The sequence below is a fragment of the Isoptericola sp. NPDC056134 genome (assembly GCF_042264825.1).
GTDB lineage: Bacteria > Actinomycetota > Actinomycetes > Actinomycetales > Cellulomonadaceae > Isoptericola > Isoptericola nanjingensis.
In genome coordinates this window covers 76,925-98,518 of sequence record NZ_JBHJVM010000009.1, presented here as the reverse complement: position 1 = coordinate 98,518, position 21,594 = coordinate 76,925, and the positions used below count along the sequence as shown (strand labels likewise).

Here is a 21,594-nt window from a genome sequence, read left to right as displayed (position 1 = left end):
CCCTCGGGGGGGGCGGCCCCGTGTTGAGAATCGCTGCCGCAAAGGCCCCACCCTCCCCCCTCCCCCCCCCCCCGCGGCCCCTTCTCCCCCCCGCAGCCCCTCGGCGTCGGGCCCCGCCGCGAGGACGCCGCGGGACGACGAGGCGAGCACCTGTCGCCGCGCGTCCCCGAAGGCGGAGGCGAGCTCCCGCTCCCCCGCGCCCTGGGCACCCACGCCGGGCGCGAGCAGCGGGCCGTGCACGGCCACGAGGTCCGTGCCGGTCTCACGGGCGGCGTCGCCGACCGTGGCACCGACGACGAGCCCGACCGAGCCCATCGGCAGCCCCTCGGCGACGGCGCCGGCGTTCAGCACGGCCGCCTGGGCGGCGACCGACGCCGCGACGCTCACGCCGTCGGGCCCGACGGCGTGCTGCACCTCGTGCCCCTCCTTGTTGGAGGTGAGGCACAGCACGAAGATGCCGCGCCCGGTGCGCGCGGCCAGCTCGGCGGCCGGCGCGAGCGAGCCGAAGCCCAGGTACGGCGACACCGTCACGGCGTCACCGGCGAGGGGCGAGCCGTCCGCGAGGAACGCGTCGGCGTAGGCACCCATCGTCGAGCCGATGTCGCCGCGCTTGGCGTCGACGATCGTCAGGGTGCCCACGGCGCGGGAGGCGGCGATCACGTCCTCCAGCGCCGCGACGCCGGCGGAACCGTGGCGCTCGAAGAACGCGGCCTGCGGCTTGAAGGCCGCCACCCGCCCGCCGAGCGCGTCCACGACCCGCAGGCCGAACTCGCGGACCCCGGCGGCGTCGTCCCCCAGCCCCCAGGCCGAGAGCAGCGACGCGTGCGGGTCGATGCCCACGCACAGCGGCCCGTGGGCGTCCATCGCCGCGGCGAGCCGCGCGCCGAACGGCGCCGAGGTGGCAAGGGGCGTGGCCGCGGCGCTCATGCCGGCAACCCCGCCGCCGCGGCGCCGAGCCGCTCCCGCGTCGCCGTCGTGTGCTCCTGGAGGCTCGCGACGTCGAACGGGCCGCCGCGGACCGCCTCGATGCCCTGCACCGCCGCGGCGAGCTGGTCCACGGTGGTGATCATCGGCTTGTCCGCCGCCGTCGTCGCGGCGCGGATCTCGTAGCCGTCGGCGCGAGCGCCCTGGCCGGACGGGGAGTTGACCACGAGGTCGACGCTGCCGTCGCTGATGAGGTCGACGATCGTCGGCTCGCCGTCGGCACCCCGGCCCTCGGAGAACTTGCGCACGACCGTGCTGCCGATGCCGTTGCGCCGCAGCACCTGCGCCGTGCCGGAGGTGGCGAGCACCTCGAAGCCCAGCTCCGCGAGCCGCTTCACCGGGAAGATGATCGAGCGCTTGTCGCGGTCGGCGACCGACACGAACACCCGGCCCTCGGTGGGCAGCCCGCCGAACGCGGCGGCCTGCGACTTCGCGAACGCGTGCGGGAAGTCCTTGTCGAAGCCCATGACCTCGCCGGTGGAGCGCATCTCCGGGCCGAGCACCGTGTCGACGACCTGGCCCTCGGCGGTGCGGAACCGCTTGAACGGCAGCACGGCCTCCTTGACCGCCAGCGGCGCCCCGAGGTCGAGCGTGCCGCCGTCGCCCTCGGCGGGCAGGACGCCGGCCGCGCGCAGCTCGGCGATCGACTCGCCGACCATGACCCGGGCCGCCGCCTTGGACATCGAGGTGCCCGTCGCCTTGGACACGAACGGGACGGTGCGCGACGCGCGCGGGTTCGCCTCGAGCACGTACAGGACGTCCGAGACGAGCGCGTACTGCACGTTGAGCAGGCCGCGCACGCCGACGCCCTTCGCGATCGCCTCGGTGGAGCGGCGGATGCGCTCGATCTCCGCGGTCGACAGCGAGACCGGCGGCAGCACGCACGCGGAGTCGCCGGAGTGGATGCCGGCCTCCTCGATGTGCTCCATGACGCCGCCGAGGAACATCTCCTCGCCGTCGTACAGGGCGTCGACGTCGATCTCCATCGCGTCGTCGAGGAATCGGTCGATGAGCAGCGGCGCGGGCAGCAGGCCGCCGGCCGTGCGCTCGTCCGCGGCGGCGGCCGCGAGCGCCCGCTCGACGTACTCGGTGAGCTGCTCGGCGGAGTACACGATCTCCATGCCGCGGCCGCCGAGCACGTACGACGGGCGCACCAGCACCGGGTAGCCGATCGTCTCGGCCACCTCGCGGGCCTGGCCCAGCGAGCGGGCCGTGCCGAACGCGGGGGCGGGCAGGCCGGCGTCGAGCAGCACCTGCCCGAAGATGCCGCGGTCCTCGGCGGCGTCGATGGCCTCGGGCGAGGTGCCGAGGATCGGCACGCCCGCGTCCGCCAGGCGCTGCGCGAGGGCGAGCGGCGTCTGCCCGCCGAGCTGCACGATGACGCCCTTGACCGGGCCGGCGGCGAGCTCGGCCTCGTAGACCTCGAGGACGTCCTCGAACGTGAGCGGCTCGAAGTACAGGCGGTCGGAGGTGTCGTAGTCCGTCGAGACGGTCTCCGGGTTGCAGTTGACCATGACGGTCTCGTACCGCTCGGACAGGGTCAGGGCGGCGTGCACGCACGAGTAGTCGAACTCGATGCCCTGGCCGATCCGGTTCGGGCCGGAGCCCAGGATGATGACGGCCTCGCGCTCGCGGGGCGCCACCTCGGTCTCCTCGTCGTAGGACGAGTAGTGGTACGGCGTGCGGGCCGCGAACTCGGCGGCGCAGGTGTCGACCGTCTTGTAGACCGGCCGGACGCCGAGCGCGCGCCGCACCTCGCGGACGGTGGCCTCCCCCGCCGGGCCCATGCCGCGCAGCCGCGCGACCTGCACGTCGGACAGGCCGTGCCGCTTGGCGCGGCGCAGCACGTCCTCGGTGAGGGTCGGGCCGGCGGCCACCTCGGCGGCGACCTCGTTCATCAGCAGGATCTGGTCGAGGAACCAGGGGTCGATCTTCGTCGCGTCGAAGACGGCCTCGAGCGTGGTGTGCCCGGCGACGACCGCCCGCAGGGCCTGCTGCACGCCGACCATGCGGTGCTCGGTGGGTCGCACGATCTCGGCGAGCAGCTGGTCGAGCTCCGCCCCGGACGGCGCGTCGCCGTCCCAGTGGAACGAGACCCCGCCCTTGTCGATCGAGCGCAGGGCCTTGCCGAGCGCCTCGGTGAAGTTGCGGCCCAGCGCCATGGCCTCGCCCACCGACTTCATGGTCGTGGTGAGCGTCGGGTCGGCGGCCGGGAACTTCTCGAACGCGAAGCGGGGCACCTTGACGACGACGTAGTCGAGCGTGGGCTCGAAGCTCGCCGGCGTGACGCGCGTGATGTCGTTCGGGATCTCGTCGAGCGTGTACCCGACGGCGAGCTTGGCCGCGATCTTCGCGATCGGGAAGCCGGTCGCCTTCGACGCCAGGGCCGAGGAGCGCGACACGCGCGGGTTCATCTCGATGACGATGACGCGCCCGGTGTCGGGGTCGACGGCGAACTGGATGTTGCAGCCGCCCGTGTCGACGCCGACCTCGCGGATGACGGCGATGCCGATGTCGCGCAGCTTCTGGTACTCGCGGTCGGTGAGCGTCATCGCGGGGGCCACGGTGACCGAGTCGCCGGTGTGCACGCCGACCGGGTCCACGTTCTCGATCGAGCAGACGACCACGACGTTGTCGTCCTTGTCGCGCATGAGCTCGAGCTCGTACTCCTTCCAGCCGAGGATGGACTCCTCCAGGAGCACCTCGGTGGTGGGCGAGTAGTGCAGGCCTTGGCCGACGATGCGGCGCAGCTCGGTCTCGTCGTACGCGAAGCCGGAGCCGAGGCCGCCCATCGTGAAGGACGGGCGCACGACCATCGGGTAGCCGAGGTCGGCGGCCGCCGCGACGGCCTCCTCCACGGTGTGCACGATGACGGAGCGGGCGGACTCGCCGCCGCACTTGGCGACGACGTCCTTGAACTGCTGGCGGTCCTCGCCCTTCTGGATGGCGGGGATGTTCGCGCCGATGAGCTCGACGTCGTACTGCTCGAGGACGCCGGCCTCGTCGAGGGCGATGGCGGCGTTGAGCGCCGTCTGGCCGCCGAGGGTGGGCAGGAGGGCGTCGGGGCGCTCCTTGGCGATGATCGAGGTGAGCACCTCGGTGGTGATCGGCTCGACGTACGTGGCGTCGGCGAACTCCGGGTCGGTCATGATCGTGGCCGGGTTCGAGTTCACGAGGACGACCCGCAGGCCCTCCTCCTTCAGCACGCGGCAGGCCTGCGTGCCGGAGTAGTCGAACTCGCAGGCCTGGCCGATGACGATCGGGCCGGAGCCGATGACCAGGACGGAGGAGAGGTCGGAACGGCGGGGCATCAGTTCTCCTTCAGCGCGGCCAGCGTGGCGGCGGGGACGGTCACGGGCTCGCGGCTCGTCATGAGCTCGACGAAGCGGTCGAAGAGGTAGGCGCTGTCGTGCGGTCCGGCGGCGGCCTCGGGGTGGTACTGCACGGAGAAGGCCGGTACGTCGAGCGCGGTCAGCCCCTCGACCACCTGGTCGTTGAGGCCGACGTGGGACACGATGACGCGGCCGTAGGCGCGGCCGTCGGCGCGCTCGGCGTCGTGGGGCGCGGTGGACACCGCGTCCAGGGGCGCGTCGACGGCGAAGCCGTGGTTGTGCGCCGTGACCTCGACCTTGCCGGTGGTGCGGTCCATGACGGGCTGGTTGATGCCGCGGTGGCCGTACCCGAGCTTGTACGTGCCGTACCCCAGGGCGCGGCCCAGCAGCTGGTTGCCGAAGCAGATGCCGAAGAACGGGATGCCCCGGTCCAGCACGCCGCGCAGCAGCTCGATCTCGTGGGTGGCCGACGACGGGTCGCCGGGGCCGTTCGAGAAGAACACGCCGGTGGGCGAGCCGTCGGTCGGCAGCAGGGCCTCGATGTCGGCGATCGTGGCCGACTGGGGCACGACGTGCACGCGCACGCCCCGCTGCGCCAGCCGCGCCGGGGTCATGGCCTTGATGCCCAGGTCGACGGCGACGACGGTCGCCAGCGGCTCCCGCCCGGCGAAGTCGCCCGAGGGCTCGACGACGTACGCCTGGTCGGTCGTGACCTCCGGGGAGAGGTTGGCGCCCGCCATCTGGGGGGACGCCTGCACCTCGGCGACCAGCTCGGGCACCGACCTCTCGACGAGCGTGCCGCCGGCGACCTCGCGCACCAGGGCGTCGCCGGAGAAGATCCCGGCGCGCATGACGCCCAGCTCGCGCAGATGGCGCGTGAGCTTGCGGGTGTCGACGTCACTGATGCCCACGACGCCCTGGGCCGTGAGCTCCTCCTCGAGGGAGCGGTCCGCACGCCAGGAGGACATGCGGCGGGCGGGGTCGCGCAGCACGTAGCCGGCGACCCAGATCTTGCCGGACTCCGGGTCCTCGTCGTTGATGCCGGTGTTCCCGACGTGCGGGGCCGTCATCACGACGATCTGGCGGTGGTAGGAGGGGTCGGTGAGGGTCTCCTGGTAGCCGGTCATGCCGGTGGAGAAGACGATCTCGCCGAAGGTGGCGCCACGGGCGCCGTACGCACGGCCGCGGGCCACGGTGCCGTCCTCGAGCACGAGGAGGGCCGCGTGCGGCACGGGCGCGCGGCTCGGCACGGGGCCGCTCGACGCGGAGCTGGTCAGGGAGCTGGAGGTCACTGCTCGTCCTTCGGTGCGGGGGCGGAGGTCATGAGGTGGCGCACGGCGTCGACCAGGCGGGAGCGGTCGGGCGCGAGGCGGGTGCGCAGGCCGGTGTCGAGGGCGACCGCCGGCACGCCGTCGCGCTCCGGGTCCTCCCAGGTCACGACGACCAGGCCGTCGGCGCCGACGTACTTGCCGGCCATGCCGGGGGCCAGCCCGACGCCGCGCAGGGCGGCCACGGGCGCGAACACGTCGGGGGCACCGTCTCGCTCGACCAGGACGCCGGCGTCGTGCACGGACACGTGGGCGGTGGAGCGGTCGCCGAGGTGGTGGGCGCCGACCCGCGCCAGCCAGTCCCCCGCCAGGGTCGAGGAGACGTACGTGGCGTCGAGCGGGCCGAGGCGCAGCGCACCGAGGTCCTCGGGGACGGCAGGAGGCACGGGGACGGTGTCCCGGGTGCGGGCGGCGAGCCGGCGCCGGCCGGTGAGGATCACGAGCAGGAGCAGGACGCCGATGACGACCCAGATCCCGACCGCGACGGGCATGGGGAGGTTCATCGTGCGCCTCCCCGCTGGGCTGCCGGCGCAGCGGCGGGCTCGACGGGCGCGCCGTCGAGCACGGTCGCGCGGCCGCGCAGGAACGTCGCCACCACGCGGCCGGGCAGCTCGCGGCCGGCGAAGGGCGTGTTGCCGCTCGCGGTGGCCTGGGCGGCGCCGTCGACCGTCCGCGAGGCAGCCGGGTCGACCAGCGTGAGGTTGGCGGGCTCCCCGACCTCGACCGGCCGGCCGTGGTCCGCGACCCGGCCGATCCGGGCGGGGTTGGTCGACAGGACGCGCGCGACGTCGGCCCAGCTGAGCCGGCCGGTGTCGACCATGGTCTGCTGCACGACCGACAGGGCCGTCTCCAGCCCGGTCATGCCGAACGCGGCGGCGCCCCACTCGCAGTCCTTGTCCTCGCGGGTGTGCGGGGCGTGGTCCGTGGCGACGATGTCGATCGTGCCGTCGGCCAGGCCCTGGCGCACGGCCTCGACGTCCTCGGCGGTGCGCAGCGGCGGGTTCACCTTGTACGTGGGGTCGTAGGTGCGGGCGAGCTCGTCCGTGAGGATCAGGTGGTGCGGCGTCACCTCTGCGGTGACGTCGATGCCGCGGCCCTTGGCCCAGCGGACGATCTCGACCGAGCCGGCGGTCGACAGGTGGCAGACGTGGAGGCGCGAGCCGACGTGCTCGGCGAGCAGCACGTCGCGGGCGATGATCGCCTCCTCGGCGACCGCCGGCCATCCGGCCAGGCCGATCTCGGCCGACACGACGCCCTCGTTCATCTGGGCGCCCTCGGTGAGGCGCGGCTCTTGCGCGTGCTGCGCGACGACGCCGTCGAACGCCTTGACGTACTCCAGCGCGCGGCGCATGAGGATCGGGTCGTGCACGCACTTGCCGTCGTCGGAGAAGACCCGGACGCGAGCCGCGGAGTCCGCCATCGCGCCGAGCTCGGCGAGACGCTCGCCCCCCAGGCCCACGGTGACGGCCCCGACCGGGTGCACGTCGACCCAGCCGGCCTCCTGACCCAGGCGCCACACCTGCTCGACGACGCCGGCGGTGTCGGCGACGGGCGACGTGTTGGCCATGGCGTGCACGGCGGTGAAGCCGCCCACCGCGGCCGCGCGGGTGCCGGACGCGACCGTCTCGGCGTCCTCGCGGCCCGGCTCGCGCAGGTGGGTGTGCAGGTCGACCAGCCCAGGCAGGAGCACGTGCCCGTCGGCCGCGATCTCGACGACGTCGTCGCCGGCGGGCACGTCCACGGCACCCGGGGCGGCGACCTGGGTGATCACGCCGTCCGCGAGGACGACGTCGGCGGGCTCGCCGCCGAGGGGACGGGCCCCGCGCAGCACATAGGTCGTGGTCACAGGGCGGTCCCTTCGGTGGTGCTCGAGACAGGGGCGGGCAGGGAGGCGGGCACCGCGGCCGACGAGGCGGTGCCGGACAGCAGCAGGTAGAGCGAGGCCATGCGCACGGCGACGCCGTTCGCGACCTGCTCCACGATGACGGCGCGGTCGGAGTCGGCCGCCTCGGCGGAGATCTCCAGCCCGCGGTTCATCGGGCCAGGGTGCATGACGATCGAGTGCGCGGGCAGCAGCGCCAGGCGGCGGCCGTCGAGGCCGAAGTAGCGGGTGTACTCCAGCGGGCTCGGGAAGAACGCCCCCGCTCCCCCGGACATCCGCTCGCGCTGCACGCGGAGCATCATCACGGCGTCGGGCTGCCAGTCGGCGAGCGTGGCGTCCAGGTCGTAGGACGTGCGGCACGGCCAGGACTCGACCCCGACCGGCAGCAGCGTGGGCGGCGACACGAGCGTCACCTCGGCGCCCAGCGTGCGCAGCAGCCACACGTTGGCCCGGGCGACGCGCGAGTGGAGGACGTCGCCCACGATCGCGACCTTCACGCCCGCCAGGTCGGCGCCGACGCCGTCGTCGCCCCCTCGGCGCAGCCCGCCGCCGTGACCGCCGAGGTGCCGGCGGATCGTGTAGGCGTCGAGCAGCGCCTGCGTGGGGTGCATGTGCGTGCCGTCGCCGGCGTTGAGCACGGCCGCGTCGAGCCAGCCCGCGTGCGCGAGCTGGTACGGGGCGCCCGAGGCCCAGTGGCGGACCACCACGGCGTCGGCGCCCATCGCGTGCAGGGTGAGCGCGGTGTCCTTGAGGGACTCGCCCTTGGAGACGCTCGACCCCTTGGCCGAGAAGTTGATGACGTCCGCGGACAGCCTCTTGGCGGCCGTCTCGAACGAGATGCGGGTGCGGGTGGAGTCCTCGAAGAAGAGGTTCACCACGGTGCGGCCGCGCAGCGTCGGCAGCTTCTTGATCTCGCGGGACTGCGTCGCGGCCATCTGCGCGGCGGTGTCGAGGAGCTCGATCGCCTCGTCCTTGGCCAGGTCGGCGGTGGAGAGCAGGTGCCTCATCGCTCGTCCCCCTCGCCCGGGGCCGCGGCGCCGGGCTCGCGCCCGCTGATCACCACGGCGTCGGAGCCGTCCACCTCCGCGAGCAGCACGCGCACCCGCTCCGTCTGGGCGGTCGGGAGGTTCTTGCCCACGAAGTCGGGTCGGATCGGCAGCTCGCGGTGCCCGCGGTCCACCAGGCAGGCGAGACGCACGGCCTGCGGGCGGCCGAGGTCGCCGATGGCGTCGAGCGCGGCGCGGATCGTGCGGCCGGAGAAGAGGACGTCGTCGACGAGGACGACGGTCTTGCCCTCGATCCCCGCGGCGGGCAGCCGGGTGACGCCGACCGCGCGGGTGGGCTGGCGGCGCAGGTCGTCGCGGTACATCGTGACGTCCAGCTCGCCGAGGTCGCGCTCCGGGTCGAAGGCGGGGTCGATGCTCGCGAGCCGCTGCGCGAGGCGGGCGGCGAGGGTGACCCCGCGGGTCGGGATGCCGAGCAGGACGACGTCCTGGGCTCCCTTGGCGCGCTCGACGATCTCGTGCGCGATGCGGGTGAGGGCGCGGGCGACGTCGCTCGCGCCGAGCACGACGGTCCCTTCGGGGACGTCGCGCGGATCGGGTGTTCCGGGCATGCCGGTGCCAGCAGTCACTGGCGACCTCCTTCTCCGCCTCACGGGACGGTGTTAAAGGGTGTCGGTTCTCCTGCCCCTCGGGAGGCTGTCCCGGGGTGTCGTTCTGACGCCCTCCACCCTATCCCGTCGCCCCCGCACCGCCCGTGAGCGTGCCCACGATGCGGGCGCGGCGTACGTCACACGGCCGGCACGCCTGGCGCCGGAACGCACCACAGGCGGCGGCGCACGCATCCAGGCCCGGATGCGTGCGCCACCGCCTGTTCGGCGACGGGCCGGCGTCAGATGAGCAGCGTCGGCTTGATGTCGACGAGCCGGCCCAGCAGGCCGTTGACGAACGACGGCGAGTCGTCCGTCGAGAGCTGCCCGGCGAGGTCGACCGCCTCGTCCACCGCGACGGCGTCGGGGACGTCGTCGTTGTACAGCAGCTCCCAGGTGCCGATCCGCAGCAGTGCGCGGTCGACCGCGGGCATCCGCTCCACCGTCCACCCCTGGGAGTAGGTGGCCAGCAGCTCGTCGATGCGCTCGCGGTGGGCGGCGACGCCCTCGACGAGGTCGACGGTGTACTGCGGCACGGCGGCCTCGGTGTGCGGCTCGATCACCCGGTCCGCGACGAGCACCTGCGGGTCGATCCCGCGCTGCTCCGCCTCGAAGAGGATGTCGACGGCGCGCTTGCGCGCCTTGGTGCGTGCACCCATGTCAGCAGGCGCCCGTCAGTCGTTCACGCGGCCCAGGTACGACCCGTCACGCGTGTCGACCTTGACCTTGGTGCCCTGCTCGAGGAACAGCGGGACCTGGATCTCCGCGCCCGTCTCGAGCGTGGCCGGCTTGGTGCCGCCGGTGGAGCGGTCGCCCTGCAGGCCCGGCTCCGTGTAGGTGATCTCGAGGACCACGGACGACGGGAGCTCGACGTACAGCGGCGTGCCGTCGTTGGACGCGACCATGATGTTCATGCCCTCGAGCATGTAGTTGCTCGCGTCGCCGACGGTGGCGCCGGGCACGGTGATCTGGTCGTACGTGTCGGTGTCCATGAACACGTAGTCGGCGCCGTCCATGTACAGGTACTGGAAGTCGCGGCGGTCCACGTTCGCGGTCTCGATCTTGGTGCCCGCGTTGAAGGTCTTGTCGACCGTCTTGCCGGACACGACGTTCTTCATCTTGGTGCGGACGAACGCGCCACCCTTGCCCGGCTTGACGTGCTGGAACTCGATGATCGTCCAGAGCTGACCGTCGATGCGGAGCACGGTGCCGTTCTTGATGTCGTTGGAGGTAGCCACGTTTCTTGTTCGTCCTCGGGGTCGGGTACGGAGCGGATGACAGCGGATGTCTGCGAGAGTCGACGTGCCGGGCCGCAGAGGGCCCGGAACATTCTACAGCGCGACCAGCAGCACGTGCCCCGCGACACCGAGGGCGGCCGACCAGGCGAGCGACGCCAGCGTGCCCACGACGAACCGCTCGCTCGCGACCGGGTGCTCGCGCAGCTCAGGGAACCGGCCGAGCCCCTTGACCGCGACGACCACGGCCACGCCCTCCGGGTAGCCGGCGAGCAGCGAGCCCGTGACGCACAGCCGCTCGAGCAGGCCGATCCAGGTGCCGCCGCGCAGCACGGCGACCGCCTCCGCCGCCGCCTGGGGCTCGCGCTCGGCGTGCCGGAGCACCCAGGGCACGAGCCAGGCACCGCCGCCCACGCTCGCGGCCAGGCCCACGACCCACACCGCGACGTCCGCCGCGACCGCTCCGAAGCTCACCGCGCGTGCCCCTCTCCTGCCTCGTCGTCCGGTTCGTCGTCCGGTTCGTCGTCGGTGACATCGTCCCGGTCGGCGCCCGCCGCACGCAGCAGGCGCGCCGCCAGCGGCCGGGCGGCCGCGTCCTCGGCCCACAGCGCGGCACGCAACCGCTGGCTCACCGCCTGCTCGCTGACCCCCAGCGCCGCCGCCGAGGCCCGCTGCGGCGCCGGGCCTCGCTGTGCGACGAGCGTGTCGACGGCCTCCCACCCCGCCGCGGAACGGCGCGCGACGACGGCCCCGAGCAGGCGCAGGAGCGCCTGCGCGTCCGCGGAGACGGTCGCGCGCGGCTCCTCGTCCGGTCCCACCACGGCCAGGGGCACGCTGCCCCGCCCGCGCCGCTTCGCCCGGTCGACGGCCGCCCGTGCCCGCACGAACGCCGGCCCGGACGCCTCCCGCGACGCCGCGGGCAGCGGCCGGTCGACGGCACCCAGCCCGATCCCCACGGACCAGCCGCCGTCGCGCACGAGGTCGAGGACCAGGTCGACGGCCAGCGCGGCGCCGTCGTCGTCCGCGGCCAGCACGCCCTGCAGCTCGTCCCCGACCGTCCGGTCGAACGGCAGCACGACGCCGGACCTCCCGGCCGCTCGCGAGCCGACGATCGCGAGCGCCTCGGGCACGCGGTCGTGCCCCCGGGTGCTGCCCCGCTGGTCCGCCGTCACGACGATCATCACTCAAGGCTAAGCGCTTGTGCGATATGTATCAAGACTCTGCGCTTGACCTCTGTCAACCCTTGAACCTGGAGAGGACGAACTTCAGGGCTGAAGCTTGTGCGCAAGGGCGCTCAGCGCGAGCCGGTAGGAGTCGAAGCCGAAGCCCGCGACCGTCCCCGTCGCGATGCCGGCCACCACCGAGTAGTGCCGGAACGACTCGCGCGAGGCGGGGTTCGACAGGTGCACCTCGACGAGCAGGAGCCCGGAGGTCGTCACCTGGGCCGCGGCGTCGCGCAGCGCGTAGCTGTAGTGGGTGAACGCCGCAGGGTTGAGCACCACGTGCGCGCGGGCGTCCACGGCCTCGTGCAGCCAGCCCACGAGCTCGGACTCGTCGTCGGTCTGGCGCACGTCGACGGTGACGCCCAGCTCGCTCCCCCAGACGGCGGCCTCCCGCTCGAGGTCGGCCATGGACGCGTGGCCGTAGATCTCGGGCTCGCGCACGCCGAGCCGACCGAGGTTGGGACCGTTGAGGACGAGGACGTGAGTCATGGCCCGAGGGTACGGCGGCACCAGCGCCCCCGTCCCGGCCGTCCGCGGTCGCGGCACCACCGGAAGGGCACCGCCCTCGGACCCTGGCGTCGCTCCGGTCCGCTCACTCCGGGTCGTCGACGAGCAGCCGGCGCGGGCCGGGGCCGTCGTCCCCGAGGGCGTCGTGCGGGTTGGCGAGCACGCACCGGCTCAGGGACAGGCAGCCGCACCCGATGCAGTCGGCGAGGTCGTCGCGCAGTCGCTCGAGCTGCGCGATCCGCGCGTCGAGGTCGGTGCGCCAGGCCCTGGACAGGCGCTCCCAGTCGCGGACGTTCGGCGCGCGGTCGGCGGGCAGGGTCTCCAGCGCCTCGGCGATGCGCGCCAACGGGATGCCGACCCGCTGGGAGACCCGGATGAACGAGACCCGCCGCAGGACGTCACGCCGGTAGCGCCGCTGGTTGCCCGACGTGCGACGGCTGGCGATCAGGCCGCGCCGCTCGTAGAAGTGCAGCGCGGAGACGGCGACGCCGCTGCGCGCGGCCACCTCCCCGACGGTCAGCTCGACGTGGTCCCACGGGACCCTCTCGGTCGCGTGCTCCGGCACGATTCGTGTCCCTTCCCGCGCAGCGGCCTCTCGATCCTTGACCTCAACCATAGTTCAGGTCACAGCATGACGGCATGGACGCCATCCGCCACCACACCTACGGCCCGCCCGAGACCCTCGTCCTCGAGCAGGTCCCCGACCCCGTGCCCGGTCCAGGCCAGGTGCTCGTCGCCGCCCGCGTGCACGGCGTGCACCTGCTGGACACCACCCTCCGCCGGGGCGAGGCCACCGGCCCCCTGCCCGCGCCGCGCCTCCCCGCGATCCCCGGACGCGAGGTCGCCGGCACGGTGGTCGCCGTCGGCCCGGGCGTCGGGGACGGCTGGCTCGGGGCCCGCGTCGCCGCCCACCTGGGCGCCACGCCCGACGGCGGCGGGTACGCCCGTCTCGCCGTCGCGCCCGTCGACACCCTCCACCGCCTCCCCGACCGTCTCGACCTCGCCGACGCCGTCGCGATGATCGGCACCGGCCGGATGGCGCTCATGGCGCTGGAGGTCGCGCGGCCCGGGCCGGACGACGTCGTGGTGATCACCGCCGCGGCCGGCGGGCTCGGCTCGCTGTTCGTGCAGTCGGCCCTCGCCGCGGGCGCCCGGGTGCTCGCGCTGGCCGGGGGCCCGCGCAAGGTCCGGGCCGTGCGCGGCCTCGCGCCCGACGCCGGGCAGTCGCTCGCCGCCGTCGACGTCGCGGCGCCGTCCTGGCCGCAGGACGCGCGTGCCGCGCTCGGGCGCCTGCGGGCGCCCGCCGCGACGCTGCTGATCGACGGCGTCGGCGGGGACCTCGGCGCCGACGCCGCCGCGCTGCTCGGCCCGGGCGGGCGGCTCGTCGTGCAGGGCTGGGCCTCCGGGAGCCCGAACCCCGTGACCGCGAGCGCCGTCACGCCGGACGGGCATCCGGTCGAGGTGCGCGCCGTCGTCGGCCCGGGCGCGCCCGCGTTCGGCGACCTCCGCGACTACCAGCGGCGAGCCCTGGAGCGGGCCGCGTCGCGCGAGTGGCGCGTGCTCACCCACCGGGTGGCGTTCGCGGAGGCCGCGCGGGCCCACCGGGAGCTCGAGGAGCGCCGCACGGTCGGCAAGGTGGTGCTCGGGTGACCGGCGCGTCGGCCGGGGGTGCGGCGGACGGGTCGCGCGGCGGGCTGCTGGCCGAGCGGGCGCAGCGCACGGTGCTGATCGGCATGGTGGCGTACGTCGCGCTGGGGGCGTTCGAGTCCCTGGCGGTCTCGACGGCGATGCCGACGGTGGCCGCCGAGCTGGACGGCCTGCGCCTGTACACACTCGCGTTCGCGACGGGCTCCGCCGCGGGCGTGGTGGGGATGCTCGTCGCGGGCCGGTGGACGGACCGGCGAGGTCCGACACCGCCGCTGCTGGCCGGGATCTCGCTGTTCCTCGTGGGGCTGCTCGTCGCGGGGCTGGCGCCGAGCATGCCCGTGCTCCTGGCCGGCCGCACCGTGCAGGGCGCGGGCAGCGGCATCGAGGGGGTCGCGATCTTCGTGCTGGTGGCGCGCGTGTTCCCCGAGGCGCGACGACCGAAGGTCTTCGCGTGGTTCGCCGCCGCGTGGGTGGTGCCCGGCGTGGTGGGACCGCTGCTCGCCGGGGCGATGACGCAGTACCTCGGGTGGCGGTGGGTGTTCCTCGCCGTGCCCGTGCTGGCCGTGCCCGCCCTGCTGACCCTGCGGCCGGCGCTCGCGGCCGGCCGGACCGGCCCTCACGGACCGGTCGCCGACGGCGGGGACACCACGCCGTGGCGGGACGTCGCGGGACAGGTGCTGCGCGGTGCACGCGGGCTGGGGACGGTCGTGCTGGTGCGGGCGCTCGTGGCCGCCGCGTTCGTGGGGGCGCAGGTGCTGCTGCCGCTCGCGCTCACCCGCGAGCGGGGTCTCGCCCCGGCGCTCGCCGGGGCCGTCCTCACGCTCCACGTGCTCGGCTGGTCGGCGGGGTCGTGGGCGCGCGGGCGCGGCGGCCCGTCGCACGCGGGCTTCCTCCGCGTCGGCTGCGCGTCCCTCGCGCTGGGGACCGCGGGCGTGGCCCTGCTGGTCGTCCCGGGCGTGCCGGTGGTCGCCGCGGCCGCGCCGTGGGTGCTGAGCGGGCTCGGGATGGGGCTGGTGTTCCCCACCCTCAACCTGCTCGTCCTCGAGCTCGCGCCGTCCTCGGCGCAGGGCGTGTCCATGTCGGTGCTCCAGGTGGCGGACGCGACGGCCTCCGCGCTCGCGCTCACCGGCACGGGCGCGCTGCTGTGGGCCCTGCACGACCGGGTCGGCGCGGCCGCCTACGCGGTGTGTCTCGGCCTCGCGGCGGCGCTCGCGCTCACGGCGACCGCCCTGGTGGGCCGCACCCGGCCCGCCGCCGGCGCGCGCTCCGTCACGAATTCCGTCGACTTCCCGTCGGGTGTACGGGATGCTGCCGATGAGGATGCGATCCCCGCCCGGTCCTCCTGAGTGCACCGTCCTGGGCGAGCGTCCGCGCGCCCTTCCGCACGAACCGGGCCGGCACCTCGGCCCGCTCCCCCGCACCGTCGTCCCGACGAGGAGCCACGATGTCCCAGCCGTCGAGTCCCCCCACGTCCCCCGCCGTACCTGTCGGCGCGCTCCGCGCCGCCCTCGGCGACGGCTCGCCCGTCGTCGCCCCCGACGACGCCGGCTACGGCGCCGCCCGGGCCATCGAGCCGGGCGGTGTCGAGCAGCGCCCGGTGGCCGTCGTCCGGCCCGCCGACGCCGATGCCGTGGCGCGGGCCGTGCGCGTCGCGCGCGACGCGGGCGCCGAGGTCTCCGTCCGGTCCGGCGGGCACTCCGTGTTCGGGCTGGGCGCCGCGGACGGCGCCGTCACCCTGGACCTCCGCGGCCTCGACGCCGTCGAGATCGACGTCGGCGGGCGCTCCGCCTGGGCCGGCGGCGGCATCACCGCCGGCGCGTACTCGCGCGCCGCCGGCGAGCACGGCCTCGCGACCCCGTTCGGCGACACCGGCACGGTCGGTGTCGGGGGCATCACGCTGGGCGGCGGCATCGGGCTGCTGTCGCGCTCGCTCGGCATGACCGTCGACAGTCTCCTCGGCGCGGAGGTCGTGACCGCCGACGGCGAGGTCGTACGCACCGACGCCGACCGCGAGCCCGACCTGTTCTGGGCGCTGCGCGGCGGCGGGGGCAACTTCGGCGTCGTGACGCGGTTCCGGTTCGCCCTGCACGAGGTGTCCCAGGTGGTCGGCGGCGTGCTCCTCATGCCGGCCACGCCCGAGAGCGTGGCCGGGGTGATCGCGGCCGCGGACGCCGCGCCGCCGGAGCTGACGATGGTCGTCATGGTCATGCCGGCGCCCCCGATGCCGATGATCCCTGCGGAGTGGCACGGGCGCCTCGTGGTCATGGCCAACGCCTGCTGGTCCGGCGACCTGGACCGTGCGGACGCGGCCCTGGCCCCCCTGCGCGACGTCGCCGCCCGTGCCGGCGGCGCCCTGCTGGACGGCCTGCGCGCCGCGCCGTACCCCAGCCTGCTCGAGGGCGGCCCCGAGGGCGGCCCGCTCGTCGCGACGGGGCGCACCTTCTTCGCCGACGGGCTGGACGAGGCCGCCGCGGCCCACCTCCTGGAGCAGCTGGAGGGCTCCGACGCGCTGATGCGTGCCGCCCAGCTGCGCGTGCTCGGCGGCGCGGTGGCGGACGTCCCCGCCGACGCGACGGCCTACGCCCACCGCGGGGCACGCCTGGTGGGCAACGTCGCGGCGGTCGCCCGCGACGCGGCCGGCGCCGCCGGGTACCGGCCCTGGGTGGACGCGCTGGCCGACCGGCTGCGCGGCGCAGACGGCGCGTACGTGAACTTCAGCCTCGACGGCGGGATCGACGTCGCGCAGGCCGCCTACCCCGGCGCCACCTGGGACCGGCTGCGCGACGTCAAGCGCCGGTACGACCCGCAGAACCTGTTCCGTGGCAACGTCAACGTGCCACCGGCGTAAGGAAGGACGGCGAGGAGGGCGAGGGCGACGGTCAGCCGGCCCGCGCGTCGATCTCGTCGCGGCGCGCGAGCACGAGCCGGTCGACGACGTCGTCCGGAAGCGGCGAGTCGGGCTGGAACGAGACCGAGCCCTTGGTGGTGCGGAACCCGTCCAGGTGGCCCGCGAGCGCCGCGACGACGTCCGGGCTGAACGGGTAGAGGCCCACGTGCGTGCGCGTCACCATGGCGCTGACCAGGGGGCTGCCGCGGTAGCGCAGCGCCGGCATGCCGTAGCTGCGGCCCTCCTCGACGTCGGGCACCAGGGCCCGCGCCCGCTCGTAGACGCGCGCGACGGCGGCGCGCTCCGGTCCGGACAGGGTGGCCAGGTAGTCCTCGACGTCTCCCACGGGTCCATCGTGCGGCCCGCTGTCACGTCGCGCCACGCCACGTCGTCGGCAGTGCGGGGCGGATCGCCCGCCCCGCGGAAGGATGGGCAGCATGCCACGCACCGACACCCCCGCCCGACGACGCGCCGGGCGCGCACCCGACGGTGCCGTCGACCTCGAGGACCTGCGCCGGGTGGCGTTCGGCGCCGCGTACCGGATGCTCGGCAGCGTCACCGAGGCGGAGGACGTCGCCCAGGAGGCCATGCTGCGCGTGGCCCCGGTCGGGATGGTGGACCCGGTGGTGGTGAACCCGGCCGCGTACACCACGACGGTCGCGACGCGGATCGCGCTGGACGTGCTGCGCTCGGCGCGGGTGCGCCGCGAGTCGTACGTCGGCGAGTGGGTGCCCGAGCCGCTGGTCGGGGACGTCGTCGCCGCCGGGTCGGCGGGCCGGGAGGCCGCCGCGCACGCCGAGCTCGCCGACGACCTGTCCACGGCGTTCCTCGTGCTGCTGGAGACCCTCACCCCGGCGGAGCGGGCCGCGTTCCTGCTGCACGACGTGTTCGGCTATCCCCACCGGGAGTCGGCCCAGGTGATCGGGACGACGGAGCTGGCGGCGCGGCAGCTCGCGTCCCGGGCGCGGAGGCGCGTGGCGGCGCGGCAGGACGCCGCGACGGACGTGCGTCCCGTCCGGTCCGGGTCGCCCGACCCGCACGCGGAGGAGCTGGTGCGGCGGTTCATCGCGGCGACCGAGGAGGGCGACGTCGACGCGCTGGTGGAGCTGCTGGCCGACGACGTCGCGCTCACCGGCGACAGCGGCGGCAACGTGCCCGTGGGGCTGGCGGTGTCGCGCCCGGTGTCGGGCAACGTGGCGGTGGCCAGGCTGCTGTCGGGCTTCGCCAGGCGGGGCGCGCCGGCGCGCATCGAGGCGACCGTGGTCAACGGCAGCCCGGGCATGATCGCGTACGCCGACGACTCGGTGGGCGGCGGCGTCATCGGCACGTACGCCCTGCAGTTCTCCGGCGGCCGCATTTCCCGGATCGACGGCGTCATCAACCCGGAGAAGCTGCAGCACCTGGCCCCGCTGGCCGACCTGGAGGCGGTCGCCGCCGAGATCAGGGCCGCGGGGCGGCGCCGTCGGGACGCGCAGGCTCCCGACGGCCCACCGTCACCTTGAGCATGAGCACCAGTCCCACGAGGATCACGGCGACGATGCCCAGGGTGCCCCAGATGGTGGCGCCGGTGAGCGCGATGAGCAGCGTCCACATCGAGGGGGCGAGGAACGACACCGCGCGTCCTGTCGTGGCGTAGAGGCCGAAGATCTCGGACTCGCGCCCGGCGGGCGCCACGCGGGCCAGCAGGGAGCGGGACGCGGCCTGCGCGGGGCCGACGAAGCAGGTCAGCGCCAGCCCCGCCACCCAGAACACCACGGACCCGAACGAGTGCAGCGCGACGACCAGCAGCCCGCACGCCACGAGCCCGGTGAGCGAGCCGATGATCACCGCGCGGGGCCCGAACCGGTCGTCCAGGCGCCCGGCGACGATCGTGCTGAGGCCGGCGAGCAGGTTGGCGGCGATGCCGAACGCGATCACCGCGTCGTCGCTGAACCGGAACGACACCGCGGCGATGACGGCGCCGAACGTGAACACGGCGGACAGCCCGTCGCGGTAGACGGCGCTCGCGAGCAAGAACCAGAAGGTCGGCCGCTCGTGCCGGTACAGGGCGACCACGTCGCGCACCAGGACGACGTAGCCGGCGAAGAACCCGACGCGTGGCCGGTCCTCGGCCGGCGGCGCCTCGGGCACGTACCGGAACAGCGGCCAGGCGAAGGCCACGGCCCACAGGGCGCAGCCGAGCGCGATGACCCGGTACGCCAGGCCGTCGTCGGTCGGCATGCCCCACCAGTCGAAGGTCTGCGCCACCACGACGAGGACGAGCGCGACGATCCCGCCCAGGTACCCCAGCCCCCACCCGAGGCCGGACACCCGCCCCACGGTGGCGCGCGTGGACACCTGCACGAGCATCGCGTTGTAGTTCACGCCGGCGATCTCGCTCGCCACGCTGCCGAGGGACACCAGGGCGGCGCCGAGCACGAACCAGGCCGGGTCGGCGCGCACCGCGAACAGGGCCGCCATGGCCAGGACCATGACCAGGGTCGCGCCGCCCACCCAGGCCTTGCGGCGCCCCTCGACGTCGGCGCGCCGCCCCAGCACGGGCGCGAGGAGCGCCACGAGCAGCCCGCCGATCGTGATCCAGAGGCCCAGCCCGCTGGTGAGCCCGGCCAGGGCGCGCTCGTGCACCGGGTCGGTCGCGGGCAGCGCTGCCACCTCCGGCGTCAGGAAGGCGTCGCTCGTGAGGTACAGCGCCGTGAAGACGAACGTGACGATCACGGTGTTGAACGGCTGCGTCGCCCAGTCCCACATCGCCCACGAGACGACCTGACGGCGCGGCACCGGCGCCCCCGCGACGTCCGACCCCGCCGCGCCGTCGTGCAGCGGGCCGTGAGGCGGGCTGTGCGGCGACCCGTGCGGGGCGGCGGGCGCGGCGTCGGGTACGGGTTCCGGCACCGCCGGTCGGTCGCTCATGAGGCGCAGTCTGCCCGACACGGGGGCCCGGCGGGAGGGGCACGTCGCAGCGCGGTCGACGGCGCGCCGCGGCCGGCCCCCGCGGATACGATCGCGCCGTGCACGCTCCCGCCCCGCGACCACCTCGGCACCCCGGTCCCGCCGGGCGGTGGCAGCCCGACCGGCTCCTCGGCCCCGGCTTCGAGGAGCGGCCGCTCGGCCCCGCCACCCTGGTGCGGGCCGTCGACCGACCGGAGCGTCCCCACGCCGTCGTGCTGCACGTGCACGGGTACAACGACCACTTCTTCCAGGCGCACCTCGCGCGGGCGTTCGTCGACGGCGGCCTGGCGTTCCACGCCGTCGACCTGCGCCGCGCGGGGCGCTCCCTGCTCGACAGCGACTCCGACACCGACCTCGCCGCCGGCCCGGGGGCCGGCGACCCGCTGCCCCCGCACTACGTCGCGAGCCTGCGCGAGGCGGGCGCCGACCTGTCCGCCGCGGCGCACGCCGTCCGGGAGCTCGAGCCCGGGCTGCCGCTCGTGGTGCACGCGCACTCGACGGGCGGCCTGAGCGCGGCGCTGTGGGCGCACGCCGTCCGGCACGACCCGGCGCACGGGCCCGACCTCCTGGTGCTGAACTCGCCCTTCTTCTCCCTCAGCGGCTCGCGCCTCGCGGACGCGGGCCGCTCCGCGGTGCTCGAGGTGCTGGGGCGGCGTCGCCCGCTGGCCGTCGTCAGTGCGAACCCGTCGGTGTACGCCGCGGCCCAGCACGCCTCCCGCGGCGGCCGGTGGGACTTCGACACCACGCTCAAGCGCCCCGAAGGGCTCCCGGCGCGCGCGGGCTGGCTCCGCACGGTCACGCGGGCGCAGGCCCGCCTGGCCCGCGGCCTCGCCGTCCCCGGGCCGGTCCTGGTCGCGCGCAGCGACTCCTCCGGCCCCGACCGGCCCGACAACCCGCGCCTCGACGCGCAGGACACCGTGCTCGACGTCGGGCGGATCGCGGCCCTGACGCCCCGGGTCGGGCCCGACACGGCGCCGCTGGTCGTGCCCGGCGGCGTGCACGACCTCTCCCTGTCCGCCGACGCCCCCCGCCGGGCCTACCTCGACGGCGTCCTGGCGTGGCTCGACGCCCGTCTGCCGGACGTCCGTCCCCCGGGCGTCGAGCCACCTCGCGCCGTCACCGACGGCGCGGCCGTCGACACGCTCGAGGACCAGGAGCAGCCGTGAGACCGACCCCCGCGCACCCGTACCTCGACCCCCGCGGCGCCGACGGCGCACCGCTGCCCGTCCTCGCTCTGGCGCACCGCGGCTTCTCGCACGGCCGGGAGAACCTGGAGAACTCCCTCGCCGCGTTCGCCGCCGCGGTCGACCTGAGCTTCCGCTACGTCGAGACCGACGCGCACGGCACCTCCGACGGCGTCGCCGTCGCCCTGCACGACGCCTCCCTCGACCGCACCACCGACGCCACCGGCCGCGTGGCCGACCTGCCGTGGTCGGTCGTGCGGCACGCGCGCATCGGCGGCAGCGAGCCCGTGCCCCGCCTCGACGAGGTGCTCGGCACCTGGCCCGACCTGCGCGTGAACGTCGACGTCAAGGAGGACTCCGGGGTCGGGCCCACGGCCGCCGCGATCGAGCGCACGGGCGCGCACGACCGGGTCTGCGTCACGTCGTTCGACGTCGGGCGCCGCCGCGCGACCCTCGCCCGCCTGACCCGCCCGGTCGCGACGTCGGCCGGCCGCCGCGAGGTGGCGGGCTTCCTCGCCGGCGCCCGTCTCCGGGTGGACGCACTCGCCCGCCGCGCCCTGCGCGACGTGGACGCCCTGCAGGTCCCCGTCTCCGAGGGCCGCGTGCCCGTGGTCGACGCGAGGACGGTCGCCGCCGCCCACCGCGCCGGGCGGCAGGTGCACGTGTGGACGATCAACACCCCCGGGGAGATGGGCCGCCTCCTCGACCTCGGCGTCGACGGCATCGTCACCGACCGCGCCGACCTGCTGCGCGACGTGCTCGTCGCGCGCGGCCTGTGGGCCTGA

The 21,594-nt window shown here is 75.2% G+C and carries 21 protein-coding genes; 6 read left to right on the top strand and 15 right to left on the bottom strand.

Annotation, left to right across the window (positions count from 1 at the left end; genetic code table 11):
- The 13 genes from pyrF to soxR form a co-directional block, all read right to left on the bottom strand.
- On the bottom strand, window positions 1-927 hold a 927-nt coding region (pyrF, locus tag ACFCZN_RS10875), incomplete at its 3' end, for an orotidine-5'-phosphate decarboxylase (RefSeq protein WP_430556780.1).
- Window positions 924-4,295, bottom strand: a complete 3,372-nt coding sequence (gene carB, locus ACFCZN_RS10870; protein ID WP_430556779.1) for a carbamoyl-phosphate synthase large subunit — start codon at window positions 4,293-4,295, stop codon at window positions 924-926. The genes carB and pyrF, both read right to left, overlap by 4 nt.
- Window positions 4,295-5,548, bottom strand: a complete 1,254-nt coding sequence (gene carA / locus ACFCZN_RS10865) for a glutamine-hydrolyzing carbamoyl-phosphate synthase small subunit (protein ID WP_430556829.1) — start codon at window positions 5,546-5,548, stop codon at window positions 4,295-4,297. The genes carB and carA overlap by 1 nt, the downstream gene beginning before the upstream one ends.
- 56 nt (window positions 5,549-5,604) lie before the next feature.
- Window positions 5,605-6,147: a hypothetical protein gene (locus ACFCZN_RS10860; RefSeq protein ID WP_430545476.1), complete on the bottom strand. Its 543-nt coding sequence runs from the start codon at window positions 6,145-6,147 to the stop codon at window positions 5,605-5,607.
- On the bottom strand, window positions 6,144-7,490 hold the full coding sequence (locus ACFCZN_RS10855; RefSeq protein WP_430556778.1) for a dihydroorotase: 1,347 nt from the start codon (window positions 7,488-7,490) through the stop codon (window positions 6,144-6,146). Before ACFCZN_RS10855 ends, ACFCZN_RS10860 begins: the two co-directional genes overlap by 4 nt.
- Entirely contained in the window at window positions 7,487-8,533 is a 1,047-nt protein-coding gene (locus ACFCZN_RS10850) for an aspartate carbamoyltransferase catalytic subunit (protein WP_429763559.1), read from the bottom strand. Before ACFCZN_RS10850 ends, ACFCZN_RS10855 begins: the two co-directional genes overlap by 4 nt.
- Window positions 8,530-9,141, bottom strand: coding sequence for a bifunctional pyr operon transcriptional regulator/uracil phosphoribosyltransferase PyrR (gene pyrR / locus ACFCZN_RS10845; RefSeq protein ID WP_430556828.1), 612 nt, complete (start codon window positions 9,139-9,141; stop codon window positions 8,530-8,532). The genes ACFCZN_RS10850 and pyrR overlap by 4 nt, the downstream gene beginning before the upstream one ends.
- A 278-nt stretch (window positions 9,142-9,419) precedes the next feature.
- On the bottom strand, window positions 9,420-9,836 hold the full coding sequence (gene nusB, locus ACFCZN_RS10840) for a transcription antitermination factor NusB (protein ID WP_429763561.1): 417 nt from the start codon (window positions 9,834-9,836) through the stop codon (window positions 9,420-9,422).
- 15 nt (window positions 9,837-9,851) lie between these two features.
- Window positions 9,852-10,415 carry an elongation factor P gene (gene efp / locus ACFCZN_RS10835; protein WP_429763563.1) on the bottom strand — a complete coding sequence of 188 codons (564 nt, stop codon included), beginning with the start codon at window positions 10,413-10,415 and terminating at the stop codon, window positions 9,852-9,854.
- Between the two features lie 93 nt (window positions 10,416-10,508).
- Entirely contained in the window at window positions 10,509-10,886 is a 378-nt protein-coding gene (locus ACFCZN_RS10830) for a hypothetical protein (protein ID WP_429763565.1), read from the bottom strand.
- Window positions 10,883-11,593 carry a hypothetical protein gene (locus ACFCZN_RS10825; protein WP_430556777.1) on the bottom strand — a complete coding sequence of 237 codons (711 nt, stop codon included), beginning with the start codon at window positions 11,591-11,593 and terminating at the stop codon, window positions 10,883-10,885. The genes ACFCZN_RS10830 and ACFCZN_RS10825 overlap by 4 nt, the downstream gene beginning before the upstream one ends.
- 84 nt (window positions 11,594-11,677) lie before the next feature.
- Complete coding sequence (locus tag ACFCZN_RS10820; RefSeq protein ID WP_430556776.1) at window positions 11,678-12,124, bottom strand: type II 3-dehydroquinate dehydratase; 447 nt, start codon at window positions 12,122-12,124, stop codon at window positions 11,678-11,680.
- Between the two features lie 103 nt (window positions 12,125-12,227).
- Window positions 12,228-12,707: a redox-sensitive transcriptional activator SoxR gene (gene soxR / locus ACFCZN_RS10815; protein WP_430556775.1), complete on the bottom strand. Its 480-nt coding sequence runs from the start codon at window positions 12,705-12,707 to the stop codon at window positions 12,228-12,230.
- A 74-nt stretch (window positions 12,708-12,781) separates the two neighbouring features.
- Here soxR and ACFCZN_RS10810 point away from each other — a divergent pair, with 74 nt between their 5' ends.
- The 3 genes from ACFCZN_RS10810 (at window position 12,782) to ACFCZN_RS10800 (ending at window position 16,637) form a co-directional block, all read left to right on the top strand.
- Window positions 12,782-13,792: an alcohol dehydrogenase catalytic domain-containing protein gene (locus tag ACFCZN_RS10810; RefSeq protein WP_430556774.1), complete on the top strand. Its 1,011-nt coding sequence runs from the start codon at window positions 12,782-12,784 to the stop codon at window positions 13,790-13,792.
- Window positions 13,789-15,135, top strand: a complete 1,347-nt coding sequence (locus tag ACFCZN_RS10805) for an MFS transporter (RefSeq protein WP_430556773.1) — start codon at window positions 13,789-13,791, stop codon at window positions 15,133-15,135. The genes ACFCZN_RS10810 and ACFCZN_RS10805 overlap by 4 nt, the downstream gene beginning before the upstream one ends.
- A gap of 98 nt (window positions 15,136-15,233) precedes the next feature.
- Complete coding sequence (locus ACFCZN_RS10800; RefSeq protein WP_429763577.1) at window positions 15,234-16,637, top strand: FAD-binding oxidoreductase; 1,404 nt, start codon at window positions 15,234-15,236, stop codon at window positions 16,635-16,637.
- 31 nt (window positions 16,638-16,668) lie between these two features.
- Here ACFCZN_RS10800 and ACFCZN_RS10795 read toward each other — a convergent pair whose 3' ends face one another.
- On the bottom strand, window positions 16,669-17,022 hold the full coding sequence (locus ACFCZN_RS10795; RefSeq protein ID WP_429763579.1) for an iron chaperone: 354 nt from the start codon (window positions 17,020-17,022) through the stop codon (window positions 16,669-16,671).
- A gap of 91 nt (window positions 17,023-17,113) precedes the next feature.
- Between ACFCZN_RS10795 and sigJ the strand changes: the two genes are divergently transcribed.
- Window positions 17,114-18,178 (top strand): RNA polymerase sigma factor SigJ, encoded by a 1,065-nt coding sequence (sigJ, locus tag ACFCZN_RS10790; RefSeq protein ID WP_430556772.1) that lies wholly within the window; start codon window positions 17,114-17,116, stop codon window positions 18,176-18,178.
- Here sigJ and ACFCZN_RS10785 read toward each other — a convergent pair.
- Window positions 18,117-19,586: an MFS transporter gene (locus tag ACFCZN_RS10785; RefSeq protein ID WP_430556771.1), complete on the bottom strand. Its 1,470-nt coding sequence runs from the start codon at window positions 19,584-19,586 to the stop codon at window positions 18,117-18,119. The two genes, sigJ and ACFCZN_RS10785, sit on opposite strands and share 62 nt — an antisense overlap.
- A gap of 98 nt (window positions 19,587-19,684) precedes the next feature.
- On the opposite strand from ACFCZN_RS10785, the gene ACFCZN_RS10780 reads away from it, so the two are divergent.
- Window positions 19,685-20,791 carry an alpha/beta hydrolase gene (locus ACFCZN_RS10780; RefSeq protein ID WP_430556770.1) on the top strand — a complete coding sequence of 369 codons (1,107 nt, stop codon included), beginning with the start codon at window positions 19,685-19,687 and terminating at the stop codon, window positions 20,789-20,791.
- On the top strand, window positions 20,788-21,594 hold the full coding sequence (locus ACFCZN_RS10775; RefSeq protein ID WP_430556769.1) for a glycerophosphodiester phosphodiesterase: 807 nt from the start codon (window positions 20,788-20,790) through the stop codon (window positions 21,592-21,594). The genes ACFCZN_RS10780 and ACFCZN_RS10775 overlap by 4 nt, the downstream gene beginning before the upstream one ends.

What these genes read in the sequence shown, in the direction of transcription:
- carB (WP_430556779.1), bottom strand. Translation starts at nt 4,295, where the DNA reads ATGCCCCGCCGTTCCGACCTCTCCTCCGTCCTGGTCATCGGCTCCGGC.
- ACFCZN_RS10860 (WP_430545476.1), bottom strand. Translation starts at nt 6,147, where the DNA reads ATGAACCTCCCCATGCCCGTCGCGGTCGGGATCTGGGTCGTCATCGGC.
- ACFCZN_RS10850 (WP_429763559.1), bottom strand. Translation starts at nt 8,533, where the DNA reads ATGAGGCACCTGCTCTCCACCGCCGACCTGGCCAAGGACGAGGCGATC.
- pyrR (WP_430556828.1), bottom strand. Translation starts at nt 9,141, where the DNA reads ATGCCCGGAACACCCGATCCGCGCGACGTCCCCGAAGGGACCGTCGTG.
- nusB (WP_429763561.1), bottom strand. Translation starts at nt 9,836, where the DNA reads ATGGGTGCACGCACCAAGGCGCGCAAGCGCGCCGTCGACATCCTCTTC.
- ACFCZN_RS10825 (WP_430556777.1), bottom strand. Translation starts at nt 11,593, where the DNA reads ATGATCGTCGTGACGGCGGACCAGCGGGGCAGCACCCGGGGGCACGAC.
- ACFCZN_RS10820 (WP_430556776.1), bottom strand. Translation starts at nt 12,124, where the DNA reads ATGACTCACGTCCTCGTCCTCAACGGTCCCAACCTCGGTCGGCTCGGC.
- ACFCZN_RS10810 (WP_430556774.1), top strand. Translation starts at nt 12,782, where the DNA reads ATGGACGCCATCCGCCACCACACCTACGGCCCGCCCGAGACCCTCGTC.
- ACFCZN_RS10800 (WP_429763577.1), top strand. Translation starts at nt 15,234, where the DNA reads ATGTCCCAGCCGTCGAGTCCCCCCACGTCCCCCGCCGTACCTGTCGGC.
- sigJ (WP_430556772.1), top strand. Translation starts at nt 17,114, where the DNA reads ATGCCACGCACCGACACCCCCGCCCGACGACGCGCCGGGCGCGCACCC.
- ACFCZN_RS10785 (WP_430556771.1), bottom strand. Translation starts at nt 19,586, where the DNA reads ATGAGCGACCGACCGGCGGTGCCGGAACCCGTACCCGACGCCGCGCCC.